Origin of the sequence: Spirosoma pollinicola, from assembly GCF_002831565.1 — a bacterium.
In the GTDB taxonomy this organism is placed as follows: domain Bacteria; phylum Bacteroidota; class Bacteroidia; order Cytophagales; family Spirosomataceae; genus Spirosoma; species Spirosoma pollinicola.
Genome location: NZ_CP025096.1, coordinates 2,568,854 through 2,594,722, shown reverse-complemented (window position 1 = coordinate 2,594,722; position 25,869 = coordinate 2,568,854). Strand labels below are relative to the sequence as shown.

Below are 25,869 nucleotides of genomic sequence, written 5' to 3'. Positions count from 1 at the left end.
ACTGCCATAATCACGGGTTAAAACCCGTGGGTACATACATCAACTAAATACCTTCATCAACTTTTTCTCTAAATCGTTTTCCAGTTTCAGCAGGCCTTCCGTATTAGACAAATACGTAAGGGCGCGGTGATGCCGTAAATCGAATGGAATATCGCCAACCGATTGTGTAATTGGAATGACGAGTTTGCCGAGGGTATGTGCCACTCCCGTTTCGTAAAACACATTAGGATTTCGGTCCGTAAAGTCGGTGATGACAACGCGGGATGTAAAAATCAGGTCGAATACGTCCTGAATCAGGATGCTATTGTCCCAAATATCGTCGGCTCGTTTGCAGTCGATGCCAAGCCGGGCACACACATTCCGAATGGCCGTGTACGTCCCCGAAAATTTACTTTCAAAAGGCATCATTACCGACAGAACATTCATCCCGACCGGTTTGGCCGGAATCCGAAATACATCCGGCGCGAATGTGATGACCCGCTCAGGTGTAACGGCATGAACGGTGGAAATAAAATCGGGCACTTCCCGAACGGGCCGATTCATTGTTGCTTTTTTTGCTTCGATAAAGTGTTCGATTTCGTATAGATTGCTTGTACTTTCACTGATTAGCTTCGACAGAACCTGCAAGCTATTGCCCTCATAATCATCATCTTTGAAGTCCAGACTCCGCAACAACCGGGGGTGATCTTCAATCAATTCAAGGCTATCGGTCAGGTACGCCACCTTGATCCAGTCCGACTTGGTGAAGTGATCCTGAATAAACTCATGTAAGGCAAACAGCCGAAGCGTTCGTTGTTTGTTCTGTCTTGTCATAGGATTGGAAAGCGCCAGATTATAATACAAGTATTGTATATAAATGCAATTATATTCAATTTTTATATCATAAGGCGTATCAAAACAAATTTTTAATTAACTAAGAAAGCCACTCCTAAGTCGGAGTGGCTTTCTTAGTTAATTAATATAGCCCTACTTTACTAATAAAAGACGCAATGTAGTCATTGGCCGCCCATCTGCTTTAACGGTTATGAAGTAACGAACGTCGTTAAACAAGGTGGTGTTTATTCGGTAAATAGGCTCGGTCTCCGTCTGAACCAGCGCCTGGTGTACCACCTTGCCGGTACCATCAACTACCGCGACATCGGCCGGCTGTCCAGCGGCATATCGTAGGTCGATCAATACGTAATCACGAGCGGGGTTTGGCCAAAGACGAAATGCATCTGGCGTTAACTCCCGAACGTCGGTGCTCACGCTGGCGGCCTGCTCTGTGCTAAAACGAGCCGACCCAACTGCGCAGGTGGCGGCAGTAACGGTCCATTGCTGCGGCTGGCCACCATTTGGCGTAAATTGAATCACATTACCACCTTCATTTCGATTGCCTCCCTCCACATCGAGCACTTTGCCCGAGTGCCGGGCCACAAACTGATAATAACCCTGAACATCTCGCTGGATAGCCCATTGCTGATGGGGCTGGCCCGTATAAGTGGACTGTTCCAGTGACGCCTGATCCTGCCTGGACGCGCCCACGATGTCGAGCGCCTTTCCACTGTGACTGGCTGTTATCTGGTAAAATCCACCATCTACATCCGTTAACTTCCACTGCTGCCAGGCCAGATTGGCATCGGTGCGTTGCTTGACAGGGGCACCATCGGTCGTTTTTCCGCTCTCCACACCCAGCACTTTGCCACTCACCCGCGACGTGATACGGTAACAGGCCGATGGATCGAATGAAACGGGAACCGGTACCGCACAGGTTCGTTGCTCAATACTCCACTGCTGGCTTTGGCCACCATTCGCCGTAAACTGAATCACATTACCCCCCTGATTTCGGTTACTGCCTTCCACATCGAGCAATTTTCCTGAATGACGAGCCACAAACTGATAGTAGCCCTGCGCATCCCGCTGGATAGCCCATTGCTGATGAGGCTGGCCCGTATAAGCTGACTGTTCCAATGTCGCCTGATTCTGTATGGACATACCGACTACAGCAAGTGCCTTTCCGCTATGGCTGGCTGTCAGCTGGTGATACCCATCGCCCGTAGCCGTCAATTTCCACTGTTGCCAGGCCAGATTGGCATCGGTGCGCTGCTTAACAATGGCTCCCTCTGTGATGCCGCCGTTCTCCACACCCAGCACTTCGCCACTCACCCGCGAGATGAAGCGGTAACAGGCCGACGGGTCGAACGATATAGCCGTTGGGACTGCACTGACCTCCATACCTCCTGTCCAGACAACGCCATTACGGGTATAAATCCGAAAAAAGTATGTTTGTCCGCCCACAAGATTCGTAATCAGTACCGACTGATTTCTGCCTTGATAAACTACTTTTCCACCCTCCAATACGGCCCCATTACCCGTAAAGCTGGCATTGAACGCATAACTTGTCTGCTTGGGTACATCGGAGAAACCTGACCCGGCTTTGGCAACAACCAGGACGTTATCGTATGATACCGTTGGGTTTGTCCATGATACCAGCATAGCGTTGATATCTGGCGTCGCTTTCGCATTGGTTACAGTTAGTTTAACGGAGTTGCAGTTCGGGTAGACTTTAACAGAATCAGAAGCCGTCAAGCCGCCATTATCGGTCACTTTAAGGGTAATAAGATAATAATAGGTTTCGCCGTCGCAGCCCACCGGCGAAATAGCAACGGTCGGTGAGGCATCGGTCACGACGGGTTCCCGATGTTCGTGGTTATTATGGCGCAAGGTGACCTGCCAGGCATAGGTTAAGCTGTTAGGGTTTTCATCGCCCACAGTTGCCGTGAGTCTATAATTTGTCTGCCGATCGAGCAGGTACTGTGTGTTGTTGACGGGAGCGGTAATTCTGGCCGTTGGGGCCGCATTATTAATTGAAATAACCGTCGTTTTAGTATCCGTTAATCCCTGTCCGTCAGAAACAGTGAGCCGAACCGTAAATCCCTGTCTGGCACTTCCCGAGAAAATCTTCGTTGGATTTTGTAGTGTAGACGTCGTTCCATCGCCAAAGTCCCAGGCATAGGTAAGCGGATCGCCGTCAGGGTCGCTGGAGTTGCTGGCCCGAAAATTAACGGTCAGGGGCGAGCCGCCATTTTGCCTATCGGCCGATAGCACCGCAATGGGCGGCTGATTACCCCCGAAAGCGACCTTCATAATCTCCCCGCTGTTGATGTTCACGTAGTACAAAGCGCCATCGTGTGCACCATATTCAATATCTACAATACCCTTCCCCGTATTTTGGGGCATAAATTCCCGCACTTCCCGAATTGTCCCATTACTGTTTAGTGTAGCGGCCCGAATCCAGTTCAGCGTATAATCAGCAAAGTAATATGTATCCCGATAGGCCGCCGGGAATGCCGTTCCGGCATAGTAGGCTCCCCCCGTTAACGCATAGCCCCTGAACGGTTTACCAAGCGTCGGGGTGCCAGTAGGGCTAATGGTTGTACCTGTGGCGGCACTGCCGTTGAATATAGGTATTTGGGTTATATCTTCACCATGCTTCCAGTCAAGGGCAGGCCGGGAGTGAAAATACCGTCGTTGCAAGCCAGGCAGGGGCTGCAAGCTGCACGGATTGAGCGCCTGTATGGCAGGCATGTCAGGATTAGCTGACTGTTTCAGCAAATCGCCGAAACGCAGAAAGGGCACACCACAGGTATTGGCCGGATTGGGTTCATCTTTATTGGCCATTGTCCGGCTGGCTGGTCCATATTGAGGGTGTTCATTCATCCCCTCAAACATGGGCCAGCCAGCATTTTCGCCCCCCTGCTTTATAACATGCAAATCCTCCCAGGTATCTGCGCCTACGTCGCCAACCAATAATGTACCCGGATTCCCATCGGAGATCGATGTACTCCCGGTGTTAGGCTGAATGGCCATGCGGTATGGGTTTCGAAAGCCCACGGCCCAAACCCGGGATTGCGCCGAACGTGGATTAGCGGTGTCGTAGAAAGGGTTACTATTCAGCCCGTCGCCGGTAGCAGGATCTAACCGTAACACTTTGCCACACAACGAATTTACCAGTTGCGCCCGAAATGCACCTACGTTTTCGTTGGCACGCATAATGCCGTCGTTAATGGCTGTCTGAAAGTAGGTTCCATTAGAACTACCCATGTCAATACCATTGAAATTAGCATTATCGCCGGTCGAGATGAGTAGTGAGCCATCACGGCCAAATAAGATTGTTCCGCCCGCGTGCGAGTTGTGGGTGAGTGGAACGCCCGTAGAACGCGTTTCGCCAAGCAGCACTTTTCGGCTGGCATTATCGGCATTTATATTTCCATTCACTGCCTGAAACTGATACCGGGTAACCCGGCTTATGCTCGCGTTATTATACTCATTCATTGCCGGGTTATACGTGCTCGTTCCGGCATTGAACAGGTGGTATCGATCCACTACGTAGAAAAGATACACTAACCCATTTTGCTTGTAATTTGGATCCAGGCAGATGCTGAGTAGGCCAAAATCACGCCAGTTGCCTACCTCATCACTAATATCGAGTGTCGGCGTAATTTGCTTTACATACTGACTGCCGTTCCAAACCGAAGCCCATACCCGGCCAGCCTTATCCCAAACAAAAAGCGTTTGCCCGTTGGGAGTAAATACCATACCCATTGGACTGGTATAGCCCTCCTGCACTTTAACATTCCGAAAACCCGTTGGTATACTTTGAGCGAAGATGGTAAACTGAGCCGTATAGCAAAAAAACAGGGCAAAAGCCCAGAAGCAGAATCGAATTCCGGTAAAAGAAACGTTCATCTAATCAATCGTTTAAAGAGTGTGGATCGTATTTCCATCTAAATAATATGTTTTGACTCTACGGGTTAACAAGAGTATATAAAATATACTAAACGGCTGTTAGTCAAAGTAATACATCTGAAACTATATAGTTTATTGAATGCTATATATGTAGCATTCAATAAACTATATACAAAAAAAGCCACCCTGAGAGAGGGTGGCTTCGCAATCCGTTTAGGATAATTAAGTACGTTTAATAACTAAAAACGCCAGCGAACAAAGGCTTCCATTGCTTCATATTCCGCCAGACCCAGCTTATTATAAAGGCCAGCCGTAGCACCATTACGCTCTTCGGCCCGCTGCCAGAACTCGCGCGAATCGGTGCCCTGGTACACAACGCCATCTTTTTGAGACTGGTGTTTGAAAATGCCAAGCCGTTTTTTCATCACCTGATCGGGCGACATAGGAACTGCCATTTCAATTTCGTGAATATCCCACTCGGCCCAAGCTCCACGGTAAAGCCATACCCAACAGTCTTTCATGAAGTTTTTATGCTTCAGCCGCCGAACAGATTCCAGGATGGCATCCAGGCAAACCTTGTGCGTTCCGTGTGGATCGGCCAAATCACCGGCAGCGTAAATTTGATGCGGCTTGATCTCTTCGATCAATGCCATTGTGATTTTAATATCTTCTTCGCTGAGCGGCTTTTTGGCTACGGTTCCGGTTTCGTAGAACGGCATGTTCATAAAGTGCGCATGCTCGACCGGGATGCCCACAAACCGACAGGTCGATTTGGCTTCACCCATCCGAATCAGTCCCTTCACATAGCGCACCTCGGCGGTGTCCATTGAGGAGTCTTTTTTCTCTCGCAACGACGTAGCCGCATCCTGAAAAATCCGGGTAGCTTCGGGACTTTTAATGCCGAATTTTGAGTTAAAATCGACCACATAATCGGCAAAACGAAGCGCTTCATCATCAGCAACGGCAATATTACCCGAAGTCTGATAACCGATGTGGACATCATGCCCCTGATCGCGCAGACGCTGGAACGTGCCTCCCATCGAGATGATATCATCATCAGGGTGAGGGCTAAAAATCAGGCAGCGTTTCTGAACGGGTAAGGCCCGCTCTGGCCGATTGGTATCATCGGCATTGGGTTTGCCACCCGGCCAGCCTGTAATGGTATGTTGTAATTGATTGAAAACGTCGATATTGATGTCATACGACTGACCATATTGAGCCAGCAAGTCACTCATCCCGTTGTCGTTATATTCGCGGTCAGTCAATTTAAGAATTGGCTTTCCGAGGGTTAACGACAAATGGGTGACGGCTTTTTTCTTCATTTTGTTATCCCAAACAACAGAATCCACCAACCAGGGTGTTTTCATGCGGGTTAACTCCGAAGCGGCCGCTTCGTCGATTACGAATAAGGCGTTCGGGTGCGTTTGAAGATACGAAGCCGGATTCAGTTCCGTTACAAGCCCCTCAACCGCGCTCTTTATAACGGGTGCCTTGCGCTCACCCCAGGCCAGCAGCACAACACGTTTGGCCCCTAAAATGCTCGAAACGCCCATCGTAATGGCCTTACGGGGTGTTTTTGGTAAGCCACCAAAGTCCACCGATGCAGCAGCCCGCGTTGAGTTGTCGAGCATCATCAGACGAGTTTGCGAATTGATCAATGACCCCGGTTCGTTAAAACCGATATGACCGTTACCGCCAATACCCAACAGTTGGAAGTCAAGGCCACCGGCGGCTTCAATTTCGGACTCATAGTGTCTGGCGAACTCTCTCACTTTATCCGTCCGGAGCGTACCATCCGGAACGTGATAATTACCCGCCGGAATGTCAACATGGTCGAATAGTTGTTCCCGCATAAACCGCCAGTAACTCTGTAGCGAGTCGGGTTCCATGGGATAATATTCGTCCAGGTTGAACGAAATGACATTATGGAAGCTCAAACCCTCTTCGCGGTGCATCCGAATAAGTTCGGCATACACTGTTTTGGGTGATGAACCAGTTGCCAGACCTAATACGCAGGGTTTCCCCTCGTTTTGTCTCTGACGAATCAGTTCGGCAATTTCCTGAGCCACCGCCAGCGACGCATCTTTTGCATCGGCATAGATGTGGGTCGGGATTTTTTCATACGTGATGGCCGAATGAATTGGGCCACCTGTGAGTGCTGTGCCCGGAATATGTCCGTCCGGGTTGTCGAGTAATGGAGACTCCGTAATCATGATGCGCTGTGCGGAGAAAAGATGAGACAGCACAAAGGTCGAAAAAAATCAGGTAGCTTTTAACGGATCAGGGAGACGAAACCAAGATTTTTAAATTTTTTTATTAATATAAATTATACGGTTGTCATATTATTGGCGGGCAATTTGGTCGGCAATAGTTGCGGTTTGTAAAGAATGCAAGCCATTTTCTTCGGTAATAAGCCGATGCGTTCCCGGAAATTTTATAGTGCTGGCCTGTTCACGAAACATCAGTCGGAGCAATTCGCCATAGAGGTGTTGTTTCTCATCGCCAAAGCCAAAGCGAATCTCGATTTGCTGATACGCGTCGAATGCTTTGTGCCGACCGTGCAAGGGTAAGTCTTTCCCGCTAATGTTGGCCGTCACATTGAGTTGTGCCCCCGGAAAGAGGTCCATCAGCGCACGGCTTGTTTCTTCATCGGCAACACACCGAAGGATCATTCGGGTAGGTACCCACTCAAACAGCGTGACGTCGCCCCGCTCAAATACCAGCCGCATTTCCTGACGATCCATACGTCCGGTTTGCGTAAACCCGTGGTAGAAATTAACCAGTTTTCGGCCTGTTTCGTCGTCGCCATACTCGACAACGGCCTGTACCTGATCCTCTATATCATTGCTGTTGGGCCGCTTGATTACCTGAGCGGCTTTCACGATACCGTTGCCAAACCAGCCGGCAAACATATCGAAGAAGTGAACCCCGTGTTCGATAAAAATCCCGCCACTTTTGGTACGATCCCAGAACCAGTGGTCAGGTAAAAGTCCCTCGTCACCGGCATAATTCTCGAAGTATCCGTGCAAAAAGTCACCAAGCAGTTTTTTGTCGATCAGGTGTTTGATACGGGCAAACATTGGATTGTAGCGCTGCATCAGGTTCGTGACCATCAACAAGCCTTTTTCTTTCGCCAGCGCCAGCATTTCTGCCCCCTGTTCGGGGTTCATGGCCAGTGGTTTTTCACAAATGACGTGCTTCCCGGCATGGAGAGCCAGCATGGCTTGTTCATAATGCAAAAAAGGGGGAGTCGCTATATAAACTACATCGACGTCGGGATGGTTAACCAACTCTTCGAGACTACCCAGTTGCTCGGCTCCGAACCGTTTGGCTGTTCGGATGGCCTCTTCCCGTTTTGATCCGGCAATAGCAACCAGTTTCGTATGCGGTGTCTGTACAAATTGCTGAACGGCAAACAGCCCAAAGCCACCCATGCCAATAACTCCAATTCCGATTTCGCGTTCGTTTTGCGCGGTTGCTTCCATACTCTTATGCGGTTGTATTCATAAGAGACAACTACCTGCAAGGGTTAATGTTGGGAATATTGACTTTAGAATAGTATCAACGGCCGCTTCAATCCAGCTTCCGCGTCCAGTAAATCATGGGTTTAGCTGTTTCGACAGCCTCGTTTCGATCAAGCCAAACGAATTTACTTTGCAGACTTCCATCACGTTTATAACCTCTGCGAGTCCAGAAGGCATCAAGCGGATGATAATTGACGGGACGTAATGGATGATCTTCGGGGCGTTGTACAGAACAAAAGCACGCTAGTTTGTACTGATCAAACTGACGGGCATAAGCTTCCCGTTCATCGAAAAACTGATCGCCAATACCCCGGCCCCGATAGGCGGGCAGCAGAACACTCTCACCAAAATAGAAGATTGTGTCCAGATCGTAGCCCGCTACTGTAAAGGGGGCCTGTACCTCAGGCGTCTCGTCGCGCAAGGGCAGCGCCGTTGTAGCACCAACTAGTTTATTACCATCATAGACGGCCAGCAAAAACGAACGTTTTGAGCGGGCATAGGTCTCCAGATATCTTTTCTCGTAATCGACCGACCCCTCATACAAATAAGGAAAGTCGTAAAAAACAGTCATTCGCAAGGCAGCCAAATCATCAAAAACAGCCAGAAACGCGGAGTCTGACAGCCGAAGAAAGGTAAGTGATGAATGAGGTTGTATTCCTGACAAAACACTATTGATTACCCAGGACTAATGATTCCCAGAGTGGCAGATTATAATAGGTAGTTATACGGGTGATTTGGCCATCGGCAACCTCCAGAAACGAACCGGCGGGCAATACATACGACTGCCCGGTAGCTGCTGGCAGATCACCATCCGTTTTTTTGTAGACCCCGTTCACCACGAATTCGCAGGCAACTCGTGTTTCTGTCGGCTCTGTCATGATGACCCAATCGGTTAGGGTTTCATCATAACAGTCGTCCATGTGCTGGAGAAACTGACTGAATTTATCTTTACCTGTAGAAGTAGCGCCCTGATTGCTATCGTGGCGAACATTGGGGTGAACCAGGCTAAGCATAGCCTGCCAGTCTTTGCGGTTAAACGCGTCGTAATACTGGGATGCGGTCTCGAAAGCAGTCATGAAAAGTTTTTTGACACGAGAGTTTGATAGGCAAAGATAAGGCACAGGGCACTATTTACCTTAAACAAAAATCAGATTGCCATTGACGAGTGCTTTTTGATAATTGGTCAAATCAAACTGATAGAGGTAGGGCGATTTATGCGCTCCTCCCGTTCGGCGTTCGTTTAAGCGCGTCAGAATGCTAAGGCTCGATATCTTCTTATGAAAGTTTCGGGCATCCAGCGGTCTGCCCAGCACGGCTTCATACAGGCGTTGAAGCTCGGGTATGGTAAACTTTTCGGGCATCAGGTTCAGGCCAATCGGCTGCCAGTTCAATTGTAGCCGAAGCGTTTTTAACGCCACATTGATAATCTGACGATGGTCGTAGAGAAGCGAGGGAAGTTCGAATACATCAAACCAGTCACATTCGTCAGACAGAAAATCGGCTGTGGGTGTCACTTTCGTGTAGTCAACCAGCGCATAATACCCCATCGAAATCGTACGGCTTGGCCATGTCCCGCTCCCAAACGGCATGGGCATCTTCTGCCTTTGCCATGTATTCTCCACATCATACCGAACCGCATCACCGAAGAGGTGAAATTGTTGTAAAAACAATTGAGTCAAGCCTGTTCGTTCATAGAGAACCCGGCCAGCCGCAGCATCTACAGACTCTGTTTTGTAAATAAATCCTCCCGGCAAACACCACTCTTTCGTACCCCGCCAACGAACCAACAAGACTTTAAGCCGAGTGTCATGAAAACCAAAGATAACGCAGTCGAGCGATAAGCCCAGTACGCATTCACGTGCTACGGTTTCGTAATAATTTATCAGCTTGTCAGAATAAGTCATGCTTGTTTATGATTTTCTTTTGCCATTATGACATAATAAAGGAAATCGTATATAATTATCGGCAATTTATGATTTAAGCAACCTTTACTCCTACTCTTCATAAAAACGCTTTACTCTTTACCCTGTTCAGTGGAGACCTTTACAGGTAAAAAGTCTGCATATCTGACATATCGTCTAAAATCATTAATTTTAGTTTCGATTTTGTTTCTCTCACACAACTCTTCCCGAAACACTAGCACGACTCACCACGTATTCCTTATCCCTGTCAGGCTATGGCTTTAGTAAAATTGACCATTAACAATCAACTCCATACAGTAGACATTGATCCCGAGATGCCCCTTCTGTGGGCCATCCGCGATGTGGTGGGCTTGACCGGCACCAAATTTGGCTGCGGTATTGCTCAATGTGGAGCCTGCACGGTTCACCTCGATGGTGCCCCAATTCGTTCGTGTAGTTTTCCAGCATCGGCAGCTGCGGGTCATAAAATTACAACCATCGAAGGGCTGTCGAAAAACATTGATCACCCTGTACAGAAAGCCTGGATCGAGCACCAGGTTCCGCAGTGTGGCTACTGCCAGTCCGGCCAAATCATGTCGGCAGCGGCTTTGCTGAAACAAAACCCCAAACCGACCGACGCCGATATTGATACCGCCATGCAGGGCAATATCTGCCGTTGTGGTACCTACGAACGAATCCGAAAAGCCATTCACTCAGCTTCTGCCGATATGGCCAGCGGACCAAAAATGCCTAAATCAACTCCTAAAATTGGCAAGCGATGAGCACAACTCCCACCCCTACCGGAATTAATGCTGGCACGAGCCGCCGGAATTTCCTAAAAGCTGCGGGACTTACCGGAGCGGCCTTTGCTCTTGGTTTCTCATCAACAGATACCCTTGCCAGCCCCGTTCAGAACTTAAGCGGTCTGGCCCTGCCCGAATCAGTCGAGCTAACACCCTATATACTCATCGAGAAATCGGGGCGTATCATCATCATGAATCCCCGCCCCGAAATTGGGCAGGGAACGTACCAATCCGTTCCGGTGCTCATTGCCGAGGAACTGGAAGTGCCGCTGGATAAAGTTGTAATCCGGCAAACCGGGGGCGAAAGCAAGTACGGCGGCATGTGGTCGCAGGCAGTGGGTGGTAGCGGCTCTATTCGGGGCGGTTACACGCAGATGCGCAAAGTAGGCGCGTCGGCCCGCGAGATGCTCATTCAGGCCGCCAGCCAGCAGTGGAGCGTTCCCATAGCCGAATGTGTTGCCGAAAACGGGACGATTGTTCATAAATCGACAGGTAAAAAGCTGACCTACGGACAGTTAGCCGAAACAGCAGCCAAACTACCCGTTCCTAAAGAGCCTGCGCTGAAAGACCCAAAACAGTTTACGATGCTCGGGAAACCAATGCCCCGGCCCGACGTTCCGATGAAAGTAGCGGGGCAAGCGACGTTTGGGATAGACGCGAAGGTTCCCGGTATGGTGTATGCATCCATCGAGCGCTGTCCGGTATTTGGCAGCAAGCTGGTGAGTTTCGACGCGGCCCAGTCCTTAAAAATCAAAGGCGTTCAGAAAGCCGTAAAAGTAGAGCGTGTGGTTGGCAAAAATCGATATGAAGGAATTGCCATTATTGCCGACAATTACTGGGCTGCCATGCAGGGCCGGAAGGCACTAAAGGTGACATGGGATCATAATCATCACGATACGTTCAACTCGGACGATTTTGAGAAGAGCCTTCGGGAATTAGCAAAAACCGACGGTGTACAGGGCCATAATGCCGGAGATTTCGACAAAACCTTTGCCGATGCGCCGAGCAAGCTGGAAGCCTTCTATGAAACGCCCATCGTGAGCCATTCGACGATGGAACCCATGAACGCTCTGGCACAGTATAAGCCGGATGGTAAAATTGAGCTTTGGGTATCCTCGCAAGGGGGCGATTTGGTTCGGGACGAAGTTGCCAAAGTCCTTAAGGTTCCTGCCGACGACATTACGGTTCATATCCTGTTCAACGGGGGCGGTTTTGGTCGGCGGTTAACGCAGGATTTTGCTACCGAAGCCGTGTTGCTGTCAAAGGCCGTTGGGAAGCCCGTTAAAGTGATCTGGACGCGCGAAGACGATACCCTGCTCGGCCCATTTCGACCCATGACGTTCTCGGCCATGCGCGGGGCGTTGTCTGCCGATGGCAAATCCGTTGCCCTCCAGCATAAAGTCATCTCGCCGTCTATCGACGCGACGATGAACGAAAAATATGACAAGACAAAGCCCGACGGTACCATGCTCGAAGGCACCAACGAACAGAAATACGAGATTCCGAACCTCAACACGCGCTACGTCCACGCCGATATTCACATTCCGCTCACCTACTGGCGGTCGGTAACGAGTTCGACGCTGGCGTTCCCGCACGAATGTTTCATCGACGAAATGGCCCACAAAGCCGGTCAGGACCCGCTTGCCTTCCGGCTGGCTATGCTGACAAAAGACAGCGATGCAAAGCGGGTGCTCCTGAAACTGAAAGACGTATCGGGCTGGGACAAACCCCTACCCGCCGGAAAAGGCCGTGGCGTTGCTCAATGGGAGTTTTTTGCCGGGTTGGCCGGTCAGGTGGTCGAGGTATCAAAAGATGGTAACGGGGGTGTAAAAGTCGATAAGGTGTATTGCGTTATTGACCTCGGCACCGTTGTTAACCCCGATACCGTGAAGGCGCAAGTTGAAGGGGCCATTGCGATGGCGTTAACGGCCGCGACCAAAGACGGAATTACATTTGAAAATGGCCGAGCCGTTCAGTCAAATTTCGATAAAAACCGGATGTTGCGGATCAATGAAATGCCTGCAATTGAGGTTCATATACTGGCCGAAGGTGGTCCAACAATCAAAGGCGTCGGTGAACCGGGGCTTCCACCGTTAGCCCCTGCATTGGCCAATGCTGTTTTTGCCGCTACCGGCAAACGCATCCGTCGGTTACCATTTGATTTGGAAAAAGTATAAACCGGTAGTTGGTTTATGGTATTCGGTTTACAGTTTATGGTAGGCTGGTGCGTGAACGTTCATGCGCCAGCCTACCATAAACCGTAAACCGAATACCAACTACTTCATGCAATTTACCATAAGCTTAACGATGACGATTGCGACGATTATTTTAGCCGCTGGCGGCTCAACCCGCCTGGGTGGCGAACCTAAGCAATTGCTCACAAAAGACGGGACAACATTAGTCCGGCATATGGCCGAAGCTGCGTTGTCGTTGCAGACGGGTCCGGTTCTTGTTGTGCTGGGTGCCAATCAGGATCGTATCCTCAGCGAACTTACCGACTTGCCCGTTTATATCCCCATCAATCCCGATTGGCGCGAAGGTCTGGCTTCCTCCCTGAGAGTGGGCCTGAACAGGCTATGCGATGAGCCTGTCGATGCTTTTTTGGTAGTTCTGACGGATCAGCCCTACGTTACAGCCGAACTGCTCCAGCAATTAATCTCGACACAGCAACACACTGGCAGGGGCATCATTGCCTGCCGATACGGCGAATTTGGTCATCTCGGCGTTCCGGCTCTGTTCGACATCCGATATAGATCTGAGTTCATGAACTTATCCGGCGACACGGGTGCCCGCAAACTCATCCAGCAATACGCGAATGATTGTACCGAAATTCCTTTCCCGCTTGCCGCCATTGACCTCGACACCTGGCAGGATGTAGACGCGTGGCGGGGAACACAGCGTATAAAGCATATAGATCAGGACGGTGAATGATGACCTGAAGCACTATATACCCCTATGCCCTCTGCCCTTTCCTTCGTACCTTTACGGGTGAAATGGCACGACTTCTGTCAATTGACTATGGTATGAAACGCACCGGCATTGCCGTTACGGACCCTTTGCAACTCATTGCGTCGGCACTGGAAACAGTTCCCTCTCATGAAGTGCTCAAGTTTTTGAAAGCGTACATCGTCAGGGAACCGGTCGAAGCCTTTATTGTTGGGCTTCCCAAAGGCCTTGACGGTGCTGACACCGACAATACCCCACGCGTCAGGAAGTTCGTCACGCATTTGCAGAACGCACTGCCCGACATTCCGGTTTATTGGCATGACGAACGATTCACGTCTGTTATGGCCCTTCAGGCGATGATCGCTTACGGCAGTACAAAAAAAGATCGGCGGGTAAAAGGCAACATCGACAAAGTTAGTGCTGCCATCATTCTTCAGTCATACATGGAAAGCAAACGATAATGAATAATGTAAAATGGATAACGCATTTCGACACCATTATTCATTTTACATTATTCATTATTCATTAGAATTATGATTCTCCCAATTATTGCCTACGGTGACCCGGTTCTGCGGAAGCGGGCAAAAGATATTGAACCCGGTAGTCTCGACGTTAAAAAACTGAGCGAGAACATGTTTGAGACCATGTATGCGGCATCGGGCGTTGGCCTGGCAGCTCCGCAGATCGGTCAGAGCATTCGTATGTTTGTGGTTGATGGTGAGCCGCTTAACGAAGACGAAGCGGAAGAAGACATTGACCAAAGCCTGATTGGCTTCAAAAAAGTGTTCATCAATCCAGAAATTCTTGAAGAAGCGGGCGACGACTGGGGTTTTGAGGAAGGTTGCCTGAGTATTCCCGGCATTCGGGGCGAAGTGTTCCGGCCCGAAATCATCGTTATTCGCTACTTCGATACCGACTGGAACGAACACGAAGAAGAATACGAAGCCATGGCCGCCCGCATCATTCAGCATGAATATGACCACCTCGACGGGAAACTCTTCACCGATTACTTACCCTCCCTCCGTCGGACGCTTATCAAGAAAAAGCTATCCGACATTTCGAAGGGCAAAACGGACACCGATTATAAAATGAAATTTCCAAAGTAATGGATAATGTAAAATGAATAATGCATAATGGGTATTAGCCCGAAAGGAATTATTCATTTTACATTATCCATTTTACATTGTTTTCATGAACATAACCCTCCTCCAAGCCGATCTTTACTGGCATGACCCTGTGGCCAATCGGGCTATGCTGGAGGAGCGCATCTTCAATCTGCCGGAACCTACGGATCTGATCGTTCTGCCCGAGATGTTCACAACGGGCTTTACGATGGACGCCAGTGCTGTAGCCGAACCCATGAGTCTGGCTACGTTTCGCTGGATGAAGCAGATGGCCGCCCAAACGGGGGCTGTGGTAACAGGCAGTTATGTCGTAAAAGAAAACGGCAATTTTTTCAACCGGCTCATCTGGATGCAACCTGATGGGCAGTTTGACACCTACGACAAACGTCATTTGTTTCGGATAGCGGGCGAAGACACCGTTTATACGGCAGGGACTCATCGAATCATAAAAGAGTGGAAGGGCTGGCGTATTTGTCCGCTCGTTTGCTATGACCTTCGGTTCCCGGCCTGGAGCCGCAACGTATGTGCGGATGACTCCCGGAATTTTGAGTACGACCTCTTACTGTATGTAGCCAACTGGCCAGCCGTCCGGCGTAACCCCTGGAATATATTACTACAAGCCCGGGCTATCGAGAATTTAAGCTATGTAGTCGGTGTAAACCGGGTGGGTCAGGATAACAACGGGCATTCCTACTCCGGCGACTCAGCCGTAATCGACTTTAAGGGCGATGTCTTATTCAGGCATTCCGATACGGAAATAATTCATCAACAAACGCTCTCACTGGATGAGTTGCATGCCTTCCGGACGAAATTTCCGGCTAATCTGGACGCCGACTCGTTTACGCTGTTTTCTTGACATTTTCGAGCAACTCCAGCAATTCCCGAACGCTGCCTAAAGTCGTAAATGACTTACCGGTTAGTTGCTCATCCGTAACCATTTCGTGTGCCCAGGTCGTTGCAAACGGTATATGAATGGCCCGGCCACCAATATGGACAACGGGTAACACATCAGACTTCAACGAATTACCAATCATCAAAAAGTCAGCAGGCTGCACCTTGTATTTATGTAGAATACGCTGATAAGTCTGTTCATTCTTTTCACTTACAATTTCAACGTGCTTGAAGTAATGCCCCAAGCCCGATCGGGCAATTTTACTTTCCTGATCGAACAGATCGCCTTTGGAAAGCACCATCAAATCGAAATTTTTGGACAGCGTTTCCAGCACCTCGCCTACCCCGTCGAGTACATCAACAGGAAAATCCAGCAGCTTCCGTCCAGTATCAATAATCTGTTGAATTTCCGATCCGGTAATGGCTCCATCGGTCAATTCAATAGCTGTTTCAATCATCGAGAGCATAAAACTCTTGGCACCGTAGCCAAATACGGCAAGATTTCGAATCTGCGCGTCATAAAACCGTTGCGAAAGTGTCTCTTCATCAATGTGATGCGAGAGCATTTCACACAATTTCAATTTTACATCGATGTAATTAGGTTCGTTGGCCCAAAGGGTGTCGTCGGCGTCAAAAGCGATTAGTTTCATGGGCGTAAGGGTGAAAGGTTTAGGAGAAACAAAGATAAGTAGGTATGCATAATCTTATTCTGTTACCTCTCTTTTACATTAAATTGATTTGCGTACCATTACTTTAATCCGCAATTTGCCCCCCGTTCCTAACGCAATAATTTCCGTTAACCCTATGCAGTTTACAGAGCAAGATCAGGACCAGATTCTGGTACAGGGCGTTTCTCTCGACCAGATCGACCAACAGATAAAACACTTTGTTGACGGTTTTCCATACCTGAATGTTATCAAAGCGGCTACCGTTGGCGATGGTATCGTTCGCGTTGCCGAAGACCAGTTGGCAGCGCACATCCACCGGTTCGACCAGGCTGCTCACCAGCTTGACCTCGTGAAGTTCGTGCCCGCTTCGGGTGCTGCTACACGAATGTTTAAATCACTGTTTTCAGCACTGGATGGCAAATTCGATAAATCCGTCGATGAGGTATTTGCCCGTCTGACCGACTTTGCTTTTTACGAAGACCTTAAAGCCGCCATGGCTGCCAAAGGACAGGATTTAGACAAAGCCGTTGCCGACAATGATCGGGTAACCGTCCTGAAATTTTTATTGACCGAAGAGGGTCTGGAATATGGTAGCCTGCCAAAAGGTTTGTTGAAATTTCACCGCTACGCCGACGGCCCGCGAACACCGGTAGAAGAACACCTGGTAGAAGGTGCTGCTTATGCCAATTCTGACGGGTTGGTTAAAATTCACTTTACCGTTTCGCCCGAACACCGCAGTCGTTTCGAAACGCTCATTCAGGAGCAGAAAGCCGACTATGAAGCCTGGCTTGGTGTAAACTTCGACATTAGTTTTTCGGAGCAGAAAAAGGCTACCGACACGATTTCGGTAAACATGGACAATTCGCCATTCCGAAACGCGGACAATTCGTTGCTATTCCGCCCGGCAGGTCACGGGGCGCTGATCGAAAACCTTAACGACATCGATGCCGATATCGTTTTTATCAAGAATATTGACAATGTAGTTCCCGACGGAATTAAGGAGCCAACCATTACATACAAGAAAGTACTGGCGGCTGTACTGCTTGATGCCCAACAGCAAATTGCCAAATTGCAGGGCTTATTAGACGAAAAAGAGGTGAGCGATGGGTATCTGGCGGAAGCCGACGAACTCCTTCGCCGTACCCTCTATACGTTACCTCCTGATGGCTTTGACAATATGCCGAAAGCCGAAAAACTGGACTATTTACGCCGGAAATTAGACCGGCCCGTTCGTGCCTGTGGCATGGTTAAAAACGTTGGCGAACCGGGTGGCGGGCCGTTCTGGGCCAGAAATCAGGATGGCTCGGTATCGTTGCAAGTGGTTGAGTCGGCACAAATTGATTTAACCGATGCAGGTCAGAAAGCCATTTTTGACGAAGCCACTCACTTTAATCCCGTTGATCTAGTGTGTGGGTTAAAAGATCATCACGGTCGTAAATATGATTTACCAGCCTATCGTGACCCGCTCACAGGTTTTATCACCGCGAAATCGAAAGATGGAAAAGACCTCAAAGCGCAGGAGCTGCCGGGTCTTTGGAACGGCGCTATGGCCGACTGGAACACGATATTTGTGGAAGTGCCGCTTATTACGTTCAACCCGGTTAAAACGGTGAACGATCTGTTGCGGAAAGAGCATCAACCTGGTTAATAATTGGTTGAAAAGTTATTGGGTTATTGAGTTAGCGTGTGGGCTGATACACAGACATATTAACTCAATAACCCAATAACGTACTAACTAAAACCTAGGCTGACATCTGGCTTGTTGGCTCTTCAGTCAACTCGGGGCCTTTGGTCCCGATGGCTATTTCTTTTGTTTCAAGCGAACCCATGTTCTGGAATGTTAGCAGGGTCGTATTTTCGTAAACCCCTAAATTTGCATCCCGAACGCGTTCCATAATTGGCCGTAATGCGCAGGCCACTTCGTCATTGCAGTCATCGCATTTGACGTAGAAGTTAAAGGACACACACGGGGTAGGTGCAATAGGTCCGTCAATTACCCGCAGTACCTGAGCCAAATTGACCCGACCCGGATCAACCCGTAACAGATAGCCGCCCCCTTTTCCCTTTTGGCTTTGCAGGATTCCGTGATTACGAAGTTCCAGCAAAATGGCCTCTAAAAATTTCTTCGGGATATTCTCCTTTGCCGAAATATAGGAAATCAGTACGGGTCCTTTCCCATACTCTTCAGTCAAAACCTTGAGGGCCTTGATGGCATACTTAGCTTTTTTAGAGATCATTGTTACGGTGACTAAGAGTGATTATAGTGACAGAGCGGGTACTTACACTGCTTTTGATCAGCATCAAGGGCAAATTAATAAGTGCTTAATTATCAGCCAAAAAGTAGGCTGTTTTCTATAAAGAAAAAGTAACTAAAATCCGCTTAGTTATTCATTCTGCTTAGTAAGGACAAATTTATTGCCAAACATTGACAAACAACCTAAAAGTTCATGGATTTAGTTGGGTATAAGACTGTCAGACCGATACAAAGTAACATTAATTTACTATAACGGCTTAATAAAGTGCAGTTAGACGACAAAACCATGCGTAGTCATTTATTAATAGATGATATACAAAAAAAAAGCCGGTGCAGAGCCCCGGCCTTTTTTGCGACACCAATATAAATTAATTGTTTACTCTATTTATCGTAGTTAGCGTTCTGCGGATCCCAGTTTGCCCAGCCTTTCGTCCAGTCGGTTGTGCCAAATGCGCCAATGAACGTTTCTTTCGTGAAGAAAGCATCAGCACCTTTACCGTCCCAGATAGCGCCTGTCAGCAAGGGTGAACCCGTTTGAGGCAGGAAGTTAGGGGCAGTCAGGTTGAAACTGGCTGCATTAAGTAATAATGCAGCAACACCTGTGCTTGGAATGATCTGATTTTTATAAGCAGCCGTGTTGAAGAATGCCTGTGCCTGTGCATCTGTAATAGCGCCTGCACCTCTTACAGGAATGGTAGTATTAGCCACTACAACGCCATGCAATTGTAAGCCGCCATTTGTGGCATTATCGAGCGTTCCTGTGGTACCCGTTGGCGCATCTAATCGAAGACCCTCAGGATAACCAACCATCAATGAGTTGAAAATACTAAGCGATGTATTCCGGCGAAGGTGCATGGCTGATTGATAGGCACCACTACCTTTTGACGAAGGCGCATTTGACGGTGTGCCGCTAAAGGCGAAGTTGCTCATGTTAGCAAACACACCAGCCGTTAAGGGCAAACCAGCGTTGGTTCCGGTTGCAGGCAAACCTGGGTTAAAGTTATCTGACTCAAACCCGTTCGACGCTGATTGGTCAGCTACGTCTGGATCGCGGAGTGATACACCATATTGTACTTTACCGGACCAGCCCCAGTCGGTATCCCAATCATCGTCCCAACCCCGGAAAGCGATCAGGTTTTTGGCATTGACAGTACCGCCAAACCATTCGTACGAATCATCACCACTATAGGATACCTGAATGTGATCAAGGGTAGTACCAGCGCCTACACCATATAGAGACAGACCATTTATTTCACTACCGGCCAGCAGAGCGATACCGCCAAATTCGATACGTACATATTGTAAAGCACCAGAGTTATCATTCACATCGGAGTAGGTACCTACCGTACCGGGCAGACCACCTTCAAAACCCGTTGCACTTGGCTGATTAACAGGCGCTTTACCAAAAATTACAACACCACCCCAATCGCCGTAATTACGCGAGCCAGCGGCTTTAACAGAAGTAAACACGATAGGCGAAGTGGCAGTACCAACGGCATTGATTTTAGCACCGGGCAGAATAATCAGGGTAGCACCCTGCTGTTTGCCTGCCGGGTCAACTTCTTTACCGCCCCCTTTTATAATCGTACCGGCTTCAATAGTCAGCGTAGCCGGTGCTTTTACCTGGACAAAACCACGCAGGTAATAAATGGTACCGGCGGTCCATTTGGTATCGGCAGAGATGTCGCCGGTTACTTCAACGATGGGCTTGTTTCCAAGCTGAAACGCCGTAGTACTCGTTACGGTAGCGCCACCCGATGTTACAGCGATTGGCGTACCGGCACCAGTGGGTACAACAACGGTCAATGAGCTTGTCGATGCACCTGTTACAGTGGCCGGAACACCACCAAACGTTACTGTGTTGCTGGCGGGTGTTGCACTGAAGGCGGTACCCGTAATAACGACGGTTGACCCGACCGGAGCCGATGACGGCGAGAAACTTGTGATGCTCAGAACTGGAGCTGGTGTATCCTCATTTTTACAGGACATCACCGCAACAAACAGGCCAAGCACCAATACTACTAACAGCGAAGCTCGACGACCTAATTGAGAAAATTGCATAAAAATTGCTTTAAATTAAACAGGTATTGTACAGATTGGTAATTACTCTTAAGGGATAACCGTCCGGCGGCCAAACGTGTAAATAGCACTTACGGTATAGTAGCTTCCCCGCTTGAACTTACGAAGCATCTGATCGGCACCGGCTGTTTGTGACGTTACATCACTGCCGATTTTACCATCCCGGTTAAAATCCTGAGCGAACCGAACATACTGATTCAAAAGGTCCTGAATACCCAGGCGTAGTTCGATTTTCTTGTTAAACTGTTTGGTGAGGTTGAGGTCAATCACCTGGCGTGGCATTTCGTAGACCGTTGGGTTCTGGCTGTTGCCCACCGTGAAAATCCGCTGGCCAAACACGTTGTACAGTACATTCCACTGCCAGCCCGAGTTAGGCGCTGCGTAATAAACACCGGCATTGATCAGGTAGGGCGATTGACCGGCCAGCGCACGTTTCGTATCGGCAATTCCGCGAATGTCATACTGTTGAATGGTACCGCTCAAGTCGGGGGCAGTAACAATATCACCCACGTTAACCAGGCTTTTGATGAGCGAGACGTTACCCACTACCGACAGGTTTTGCAGAAACGCACTAGCCGAATTCTGGAAACCCTTCCGGAACTCCAGCTCAATTCCATAGTTCTGCGCCGACTGGGCATTGGTGAAGGTATAGGCTAATCCATTCCCCTGAAATAGCAGGTACGACTCAATAGGATTGGTAAAGTGCTTGTAGAAACCCGTTACCGAAATCAACTCGTTAGGGCTTGGGTAGAATTCCCATTTGGCATCCAGGTTCTGAATCTTAGCCGTTGTTAAGGTTGTATTTCCCTGAATATCGGCCAGTAGGTTGAAGTCGTAATAGTTGAACGGAGCCAGCTCGCGGAACTCAGGCCGGTTAACCGACGACGAATAGGCGAAACGCAGGTTTGTACGATCACTCAGTTTATAGGTAAAGTTGAGGGATGGCAACGGACTGAAAATCCGGTTCGTTACAAGCCGGGTCTCTACGCCGTTGATGTTTGACTTAATGCCCTGATCGTTGTATTCGCCCCGGAAACCGAGTGTCAGGTTAGCTTTCGGTCCGAAATAGACGTCACCACTTACATAACCCGCCAGATAAGTGTTCAGACCTTTATACGCATCGCGGTCGCGGGTACCGTCCAGCAGGGAGAAGCTACCGTCAGAACCAGTCACATTTTCTGGTGCAAACGCGGTAGCAATGTCTCTCTGTTTTGCAGCCGATGCACCGCCAATGGCCTGATAGCCATAGAAACGGGCAGCATAATCACGGTTTTTCTGTTCGGCATACACACCAAACCGGATTTTGTTTGGTTCACGATCGGTTGGGTTGCCAAAGGTGTGTTCACCATTGGCAATGGCCGAGATTACATACTCGTGCAATTTCGAATTGAACCGCCCTACTTCAGTTGGTGTCGGGTCATTTGGCGTAGCAATCAGGAAAGGAGCTGGCTGGCCATCGGCTCCGGTTGAGCCAGTTGCCCGCAGGTAACGAGCCCGTTTCCAATCTGGCTCCCAACGGCCTGTGTAGCCAAAGCTACCAACCCAACTGATTTTTGTGAGCGGACTGATGGAATGCTCACCAGCCAGTTGCGTTGTCAGGATACTCCGGTTTTCAAAACGCTCCGAGTAACTCCGAACGTCGTAGCCCTCAGCTACCTGTGCACCCGAACGAACAACCGTTTCTGTCGTACTTAATTGATTGAACAGCGTTTTCCACTCCAGCGTAAAGCCGGGCGAGAAACGAGCCGACCAGTTGTGCAGAATACCCAGCCGTGTCTGGCGGGCGTAGTTAGCATCGTTATACTGCTGGGTAACGGCATTGGCAATTGTGCCATTGTCATATAACTTAAGATCAATGTTCGAGAACTGGTTTGTCATCGAGTAGTTGATACTCGTTAGATTGCTGACACGCACATTGCCCACATCAAACCGGCGGCCCATATTCAGGGCAAACCGAATATCGGGCGAGAGCGTCATATCTTTAAGACCCCATGTATTAGGCAGCAATTTAGCATAAGCAGCCCGCTGTAATGGGTTCAACGCATTGAACTCGCTCGCTTTGCCCGGAAAACTGGCTGGAAGCTGCTGGCTGGCATCCCAAAGTCCCAGTGCATTCAGTCCTGAACGGGTCTGTGACTGCACCGTTTGAAAGGTTGTGTTGCCCCGGTAGCCGAGTGTCAGACCGGCATCCATGAAATTCTGGTCGGGCCGACGCTTCGTGTATATTTTAACGATACCACCGGCAAAATCGCCCGGCAATTCGGCAGAACCCGATTTGTAGACAATCATACGATCAATGATATTACTGGGAACCAGATCGAACGAAAACGAACGGGTATCGACTTCGGTTGATGGCGTAATAACATCGTTGATAAGTACCGAATTATACCGGGCAGCCAGTCCCCGAATCAGTACAAACCGATTGTCGACGATACTAACGCCTGGCACCCGGCGAATGGCGGCTGCGGCATCGCGATCCTGAGATTTCTGAATCTGTTGGGCCGAAATACCGACAGCGATAGGCTTGAGTTGCTTGATTTCGGTGATAACGGCGATTTCGGTGTTGGTCGCCTTGCTGGCCCGAACAACTACTTCTTGAAGGGCAGTTCCTTCTTCGTCCAGTTCGGTTTCGATAGCCGTCGTATTGCCCGACTCCACCCGAACGCCGGGAATTTCTTTCGTTTTATAAGAGACGTAAGAGATAACTACTTTATGGATACCAGCCGGAACATTAGCCAGGCTAAAATTACCCTCAATGTCGGTTGTGCTGCCAAGTTGGGTACCATCTATACGTACGGTACAGCCAATAAGAGATTCTTTTGTTTTGCCGTCTTTGACGGTTCCCCGAACTGTGCCGGACTGCGCAAGGGCGGCAGTAGACCATAGGGAGAAGAGGATAAGTAATACGTTGCGGTTCATTTTTTATGTTTTGGTATCGCTTTTAGCGCTGCAAAACTACCCGCTCAATATTACCTCAATGTTACACGAATATTAACTTTTAACTGACCGATAATAACACAATTGGCTGACCGTTAGACTTATGCCTGACGTGTAATAAGGCACTTTTTTGAATGGCAAACCAAGATCCTACCATATATTATTTTTCAAAACACGGATATATTCTATTTTAATTTGGCAACAGTACACCAATGTAAATTGTCATAGCCTCTATCAACTGTGGGGTTATGCTGTGATTAATCGCGTGATTACAACTAAAAAACCAGGTTCATACCCTCTTTACGAGCGATTTAAGCGTAAATTTTGCTCTATTATCAGGTCATGTGGCCTCACGAGTCAAAACGCCATTTCGTAATGTTGGCTTAACATACCTTACCTGAACAAGCGTACATTTTAGGCTATAAGTAGATCATCATGCGAAATTCTACCGGTTTAACTCCTTCAACTTTGCAGACAGGCTCTCCAGGCTCAAATCTTTGGCAATTATCTTACCTGATGGATCAAGTAAAACACTCGTGGGGTAGCTGTTGATATGATACTGTGCGATCAATTGCTTATTATCTGTGGATAAGATCTGCGGCCACGTTAACTCGTTTTTTTTGATAAACCTTCTTAACTGCTCGGGCGACTGGTTTCCGGCAATACCGATAAATTCAAAACGGCTTTTATCTAAACCCTGATAGAGTTTTTTTAAGGTAGGAATCATTTCTACGCAGGGTTTGCACCAGGTACCCCAAAAGTCAATATAGACCCATTTCCCTTTTACACTGGTCAGGGATATAGATCGGCCTGTGCTAAATTCAGGCGCCACAAACGGCAAAAAGTACTCACCAGGTTTTAATGAATAAACGTTGGACTGAGTAGTGACTGCGGCTAGTTCCAATGTATTAAGATAGGTATTGACGCCTTTATTTCTGTATCGTCGACCGCCTATTGTGATGATATCACCTATTTCTATAAATAAAGAAGGATCTATCTTGGTTTGCCAAAACCACCGGGGTTTTCTGGCAATAGTAGTGATTTCGGCAAAGTTCAATCCTAGGAAGCCGTTGGAGATGACTAGATCAATTTGCTCAGCCCCCTGTTTCAGGGAAGTCTCGGCATATTGAGGAAAGTTAAAAAATAGATCATCGCCCATCCGTTTAACAACTATCGGTATTTGCGAGGTTATTATCTTTCCTTTTTGAAAGGTCTGATAGGTAACCAGATGGGCATCGTCTATACCCTCGGATATAACTCCGGGTTTAATCGGTTCTGGTTCGAACGGTGTTTCGTCGCTGAAATCAAGATTGTTATTGGTGTCAACCATGACTACCCATTTTCCCCTCTTTTGATCAAAGCCTTTTAGTAAGTAGACGTAACATTTGATAGGCTGTCTGGAGAATCTTGTCTCGTCAAGCGATAGCTGTCTGTTTTGCAAATAGCCTTCATACCATGTTCTGGGTACTTTACCTGCCTGTGTATTCTGATAAATGAGTTGCCAGGTATTGAGTCTGCCCATCCCTTTTTGAACGTTGGTCCATGTTGCCGGTATGCCTTTTACCGGCAATTTCAGTTTACTCCAGTTCGAATCATCGTGTTCATCCGGGGTGAATCGGGAAAAGCCAACACCGAAAGGCCCATAGCCCTTTCTGACAGTGATAGGCAGATTCAGTACATCGGCTGGCGATTGCCCGAGCACTAAATGACTCGCAATTAGCCATAGGCCGAATAGTACAGAACAGCTCTTTTTCATGGTGTCGAGTTGACTTATCCTTGCGGTATGAATGTAAAACGAGCATAGACTATTATCTTACTCTAATGAACATATAATAAAGCGTTTATGAATTTTTTTCGATATATAAACACCGTTTTGTTAACCTTCATTTACCACAACCAGGAATAGTAGACTTCCAATCCAGTGCAGGCAAAATTGTCACGAAGGGAAAGTATGGGCAACAAAAAGAAAAAACCAGAACAGGGCTCTGGTTTTTTCTGGCGACACCAATATGAG

At 48.4% G+C, this 25,869-nt stretch carries 19 protein-coding genes; 7 read left to right on the top strand and 12 right to left on the bottom strand.

Annotation, left to right across the window (positions count from 1 at the left end):
* Positions 1–39: 39 nt before the first annotated feature.
* The 7 genes from CWM47_RS10990 to CWM47_RS10960 form a co-directional block, all read right to left on the bottom strand.
* Positions 40–813 carry a hypothetical protein gene (locus CWM47_RS10990; protein ID WP_100988022.1) on the bottom strand — a complete coding sequence of 258 codons (774 nt, stop codon included), beginning with the start codon at positions 811–813 and terminating at the stop codon, positions 40–42.
* A 153-nt stretch (positions 814–966) separates the two neighbouring features.
* Entirely contained in the window at positions 967–4,728 is a 3,762-nt protein-coding gene (locus CWM47_RS10985) for an RICIN domain-containing protein (RefSeq protein ID WP_100988021.1), read from the bottom strand.
* A gap of 239 nt (positions 4,729–4,967) precedes the next feature.
* Entirely contained in the window at positions 4,968–6,941 is a 1,974-nt protein-coding gene (gene nagB / locus CWM47_RS10980) for a glucosamine-6-phosphate deaminase (protein WP_100988020.1), read from the bottom strand.
* A 129-nt stretch (positions 6,942–7,070) separates the two neighbouring features.
* Entirely contained in the window at positions 7,071–8,213 is a 1,143-nt protein-coding gene (locus CWM47_RS10975; RefSeq protein ID WP_100988019.1) for a Gfo/Idh/MocA family protein, read from the bottom strand.
* 88 nt (positions 8,214–8,301) lie between these two features.
* Complete coding sequence (locus tag CWM47_RS10970; protein WP_394341992.1) at positions 8,302–8,916, bottom strand: GNAT family N-acetyltransferase; 615 nt, start codon at positions 8,914–8,916, stop codon at positions 8,302–8,304.
* A 4-nt stretch (positions 8,917–8,920) separates the two neighbouring features.
* Positions 8,921–9,328, bottom strand: coding sequence for a ketosteroid isomerase-related protein (locus CWM47_RS10965; RefSeq protein WP_100988018.1), 408 nt, complete (start codon positions 9,326–9,328; stop codon positions 8,921–8,923).
* Positions 9,329–9,388: 60 nt separating this feature from the next.
* Positions 9,389–10,156, bottom strand: coding sequence for an NUDIX hydrolase (locus CWM47_RS10960; RefSeq protein WP_100988017.1), 768 nt, complete (start codon positions 10,154–10,156; stop codon positions 9,389–9,391).
* Positions 10,157–10,428: 272 nt separating this feature from the next.
* On the opposite strand from CWM47_RS10960, the gene CWM47_RS10955 reads away from it, so the two are divergent.
* The 6 genes from CWM47_RS10955 to CWM47_RS10930 all read left to right on the top strand — a co-directional run bounded on the left by CWM47_RS10955 (position 10,429) and on the right by CWM47_RS10930 (position 15,882).
* Complete coding sequence (locus tag CWM47_RS10955; protein WP_100988016.1) at positions 10,429–10,935, top strand: (2Fe-2S)-binding protein; 507 nt, start codon at positions 10,429–10,431, stop codon at positions 10,933–10,935.
* Complete coding sequence (locus CWM47_RS10950) at positions 10,932–13,133, top strand: xanthine dehydrogenase family protein molybdopterin-binding subunit (protein WP_100988015.1); 2,202 nt, start codon at positions 10,932–10,934, stop codon at positions 13,131–13,133. Before CWM47_RS10955 ends, CWM47_RS10950 begins: the two co-directional genes overlap by 4 nt.
* Positions 13,134–13,239: 106 nt before the next feature.
* Positions 13,240–13,887, top strand: a complete 648-nt coding sequence (locus CWM47_RS10945) for a nucleotidyltransferase family protein (protein WP_317046729.1) — start codon at positions 13,240–13,242, stop codon at positions 13,885–13,887.
* Between the two features lie 62 nt (positions 13,888–13,949).
* Positions 13,950–14,363, top strand: coding sequence for a Holliday junction resolvase RuvX (gene ruvX, locus CWM47_RS10940; RefSeq protein ID WP_100988014.1), 414 nt, complete (start codon positions 13,950–13,952; stop codon positions 14,361–14,363).
* 72 nt (positions 14,364–14,435) lie between these two features.
* Entirely contained in the window at positions 14,436–15,008 is a 573-nt protein-coding gene (gene def / locus CWM47_RS10935) for a peptide deformylase (RefSeq protein ID WP_100988013.1), read from the top strand.
* 85 nt (positions 15,009–15,093) lie between these two features.
* On the top strand, positions 15,094–15,882 hold the full coding sequence (locus CWM47_RS10930) for an amidohydrolase (protein ID WP_100988012.1): 789 nt from the start codon (positions 15,094–15,096) through the stop codon (positions 15,880–15,882).
* Here the strand turns inward: CWM47_RS10930 and CWM47_RS10925 are convergent.
* Positions 15,866–16,567: an HAD family hydrolase gene (locus CWM47_RS10925; protein WP_100988011.1), complete on the bottom strand. Its 702-nt coding sequence runs from the start codon at positions 16,565–16,567 to the stop codon at positions 15,866–15,868. The two genes, CWM47_RS10930 and CWM47_RS10925, sit on opposite strands and share 17 nt — an antisense overlap.
* Before the next feature lie 154 nt (positions 16,568–16,721).
* Between CWM47_RS10925 and CWM47_RS10920 the strand changes: the two genes are divergently transcribed.
* Complete coding sequence (locus CWM47_RS10920; RefSeq protein WP_100988010.1) at positions 16,722–18,233, top strand: DUF4301 family protein; 1,512 nt, start codon at positions 16,722–16,724, stop codon at positions 18,231–18,233.
* A gap of 94 nt (positions 18,234–18,327) precedes the next feature.
* Here the strand turns inward: CWM47_RS10920 and CWM47_RS10915 are convergent, their stop codons facing one another.
* From CWM47_RS10915 to CWM47_RS10900, 4 genes are all read right to left on the bottom strand, one after another.
* A complete protein-coding gene (locus CWM47_RS10915) occupies positions 18,328–18,822 on the bottom strand; it encodes an RrF2 family transcriptional regulator (RefSeq protein WP_100988009.1) in 495 nt (164 codons plus the stop codon).
* 398 nt (positions 18,823–19,220) lie between these two features.
* Positions 19,221–20,900 carry an IPT/TIG domain-containing protein gene (locus CWM47_RS10910; protein WP_100988008.1) on the bottom strand — a complete coding sequence of 560 codons (1,680 nt, stop codon included), beginning with the start codon at positions 20,898–20,900 and terminating at the stop codon, positions 19,221–19,223.
* A gap of 48 nt (positions 20,901–20,948) precedes the next feature.
* Entirely contained in the window at positions 20,949–23,837 is a 2,889-nt protein-coding gene (locus tag CWM47_RS10905) for a TonB-dependent receptor (RefSeq protein WP_100988007.1), read from the bottom strand.
* A gap of 463 nt (positions 23,838–24,300) precedes the next feature.
* The gene (locus tag CWM47_RS10900) at positions 24,301–25,611 is read right to left on the bottom strand and encodes a TlpA family protein disulfide reductase (protein ID WP_100988006.1); all 1,311 of its coding nucleotides are present in this window, start codon (positions 25,609–25,611) and stop codon (positions 24,301–24,303) included.
* Between the last annotated feature and the right edge of the window lie 258 nt (positions 25,612–25,869).

Coding starts and splice junctions, on each gene's coding strand:
- CWM47_RS10990 (WP_100988022.1), bottom strand. CDS start 813: ATGACAAGACAGAACAAACAACGAACGCTTCGGCTGTTTGCCTTACAT.
- CWM47_RS10985 (WP_100988021.1), bottom strand. CDS start 4,728: ATGAACGTTTCTTTTACCGGAATTCGATTCTGCTTCTGGGCTTTTGCC.
- nagB (WP_100988020.1), bottom strand. CDS start 6,941: ATGATTACGGAGTCTCCATTACTCGACAACCCGGACGGACATATTCCG.
- CWM47_RS10975 (WP_100988019.1), bottom strand. CDS start 8,213: ATGGAAGCAACCGCGCAAAACGAACGCGAAATCGGAATTGGAGTTATT.
- CWM47_RS10965 (WP_100988018.1), bottom strand. CDS start 9,328: ATGACTGCTTTCGAGACCGCATCCCAGTATTACGACGCGTTTAACCGC.
- CWM47_RS10960 (WP_100988017.1), bottom strand. CDS start 10,156: ATGACTTATTCTGACAAGCTGATAAATTATTACGAAACCGTAGCACGT.
- CWM47_RS10955 (WP_100988016.1), top strand. CDS start 10,429: ATGGCTTTAGTAAAATTGACCATTAACAATCAACTCCATACAGTAGAC.
- CWM47_RS10950 (WP_100988015.1), top strand. CDS start 10,932: ATGAGCACAACTCCCACCCCTACCGGAATTAATGCTGGCACGAGCCGC.
- CWM47_RS10945 (WP_317046729.1), top strand. CDS start 13,240: ATGCAATTTACCATAAGCTTAACGATGACGATTGCGACGATTATTTTA.
- ruvX (WP_100988014.1), top strand. CDS start 13,950: ATGGCACGACTTCTGTCAATTGACTATGGTATGAAACGCACCGGCATT.
- def (WP_100988013.1), top strand. CDS start 14,436: ATGATTCTCCCAATTATTGCCTACGGTGACCCGGTTCTGCGGAAGCGG.
- CWM47_RS10930 (WP_100988012.1), top strand. CDS start 15,094: ATGAACATAACCCTCCTCCAAGCCGATCTTTACTGGCATGACCCTGTG.
- CWM47_RS10925 (WP_100988011.1), bottom strand. CDS start 16,567: ATGAAACTAATCGCTTTTGACGCCGACGACACCCTTTGGGCCAACGAA.
- CWM47_RS10920 (WP_100988010.1), top strand. CDS start 16,722: ATGCAGTTTACAGAGCAAGATCAGGACCAGATTCTGGTACAGGGCGTT.
- CWM47_RS10915 (WP_100988009.1), bottom strand. CDS start 18,822: ATGATCTCTAAAAAAGCTAAGTATGCCATCAAGGCCCTCAAGGTTTTG.
- CWM47_RS10910 (WP_100988008.1), bottom strand. CDS start 20,900: ATGCAATTTTCTCAATTAGGTCGTCGAGCTTCGCTGTTAGTAGTATTG.
- CWM47_RS10905 (WP_100988007.1), bottom strand. CDS start 23,837: ATGAACCGCAACGTATTACTTATCCTCTTCTCCCTATGGTCTACTGCC.
- CWM47_RS10900 (WP_100988006.1), bottom strand. CDS start 25,611: ATGAAAAAGAGCTGTTCTGTACTATTCGGCCTATGGCTAATTGCGAGT.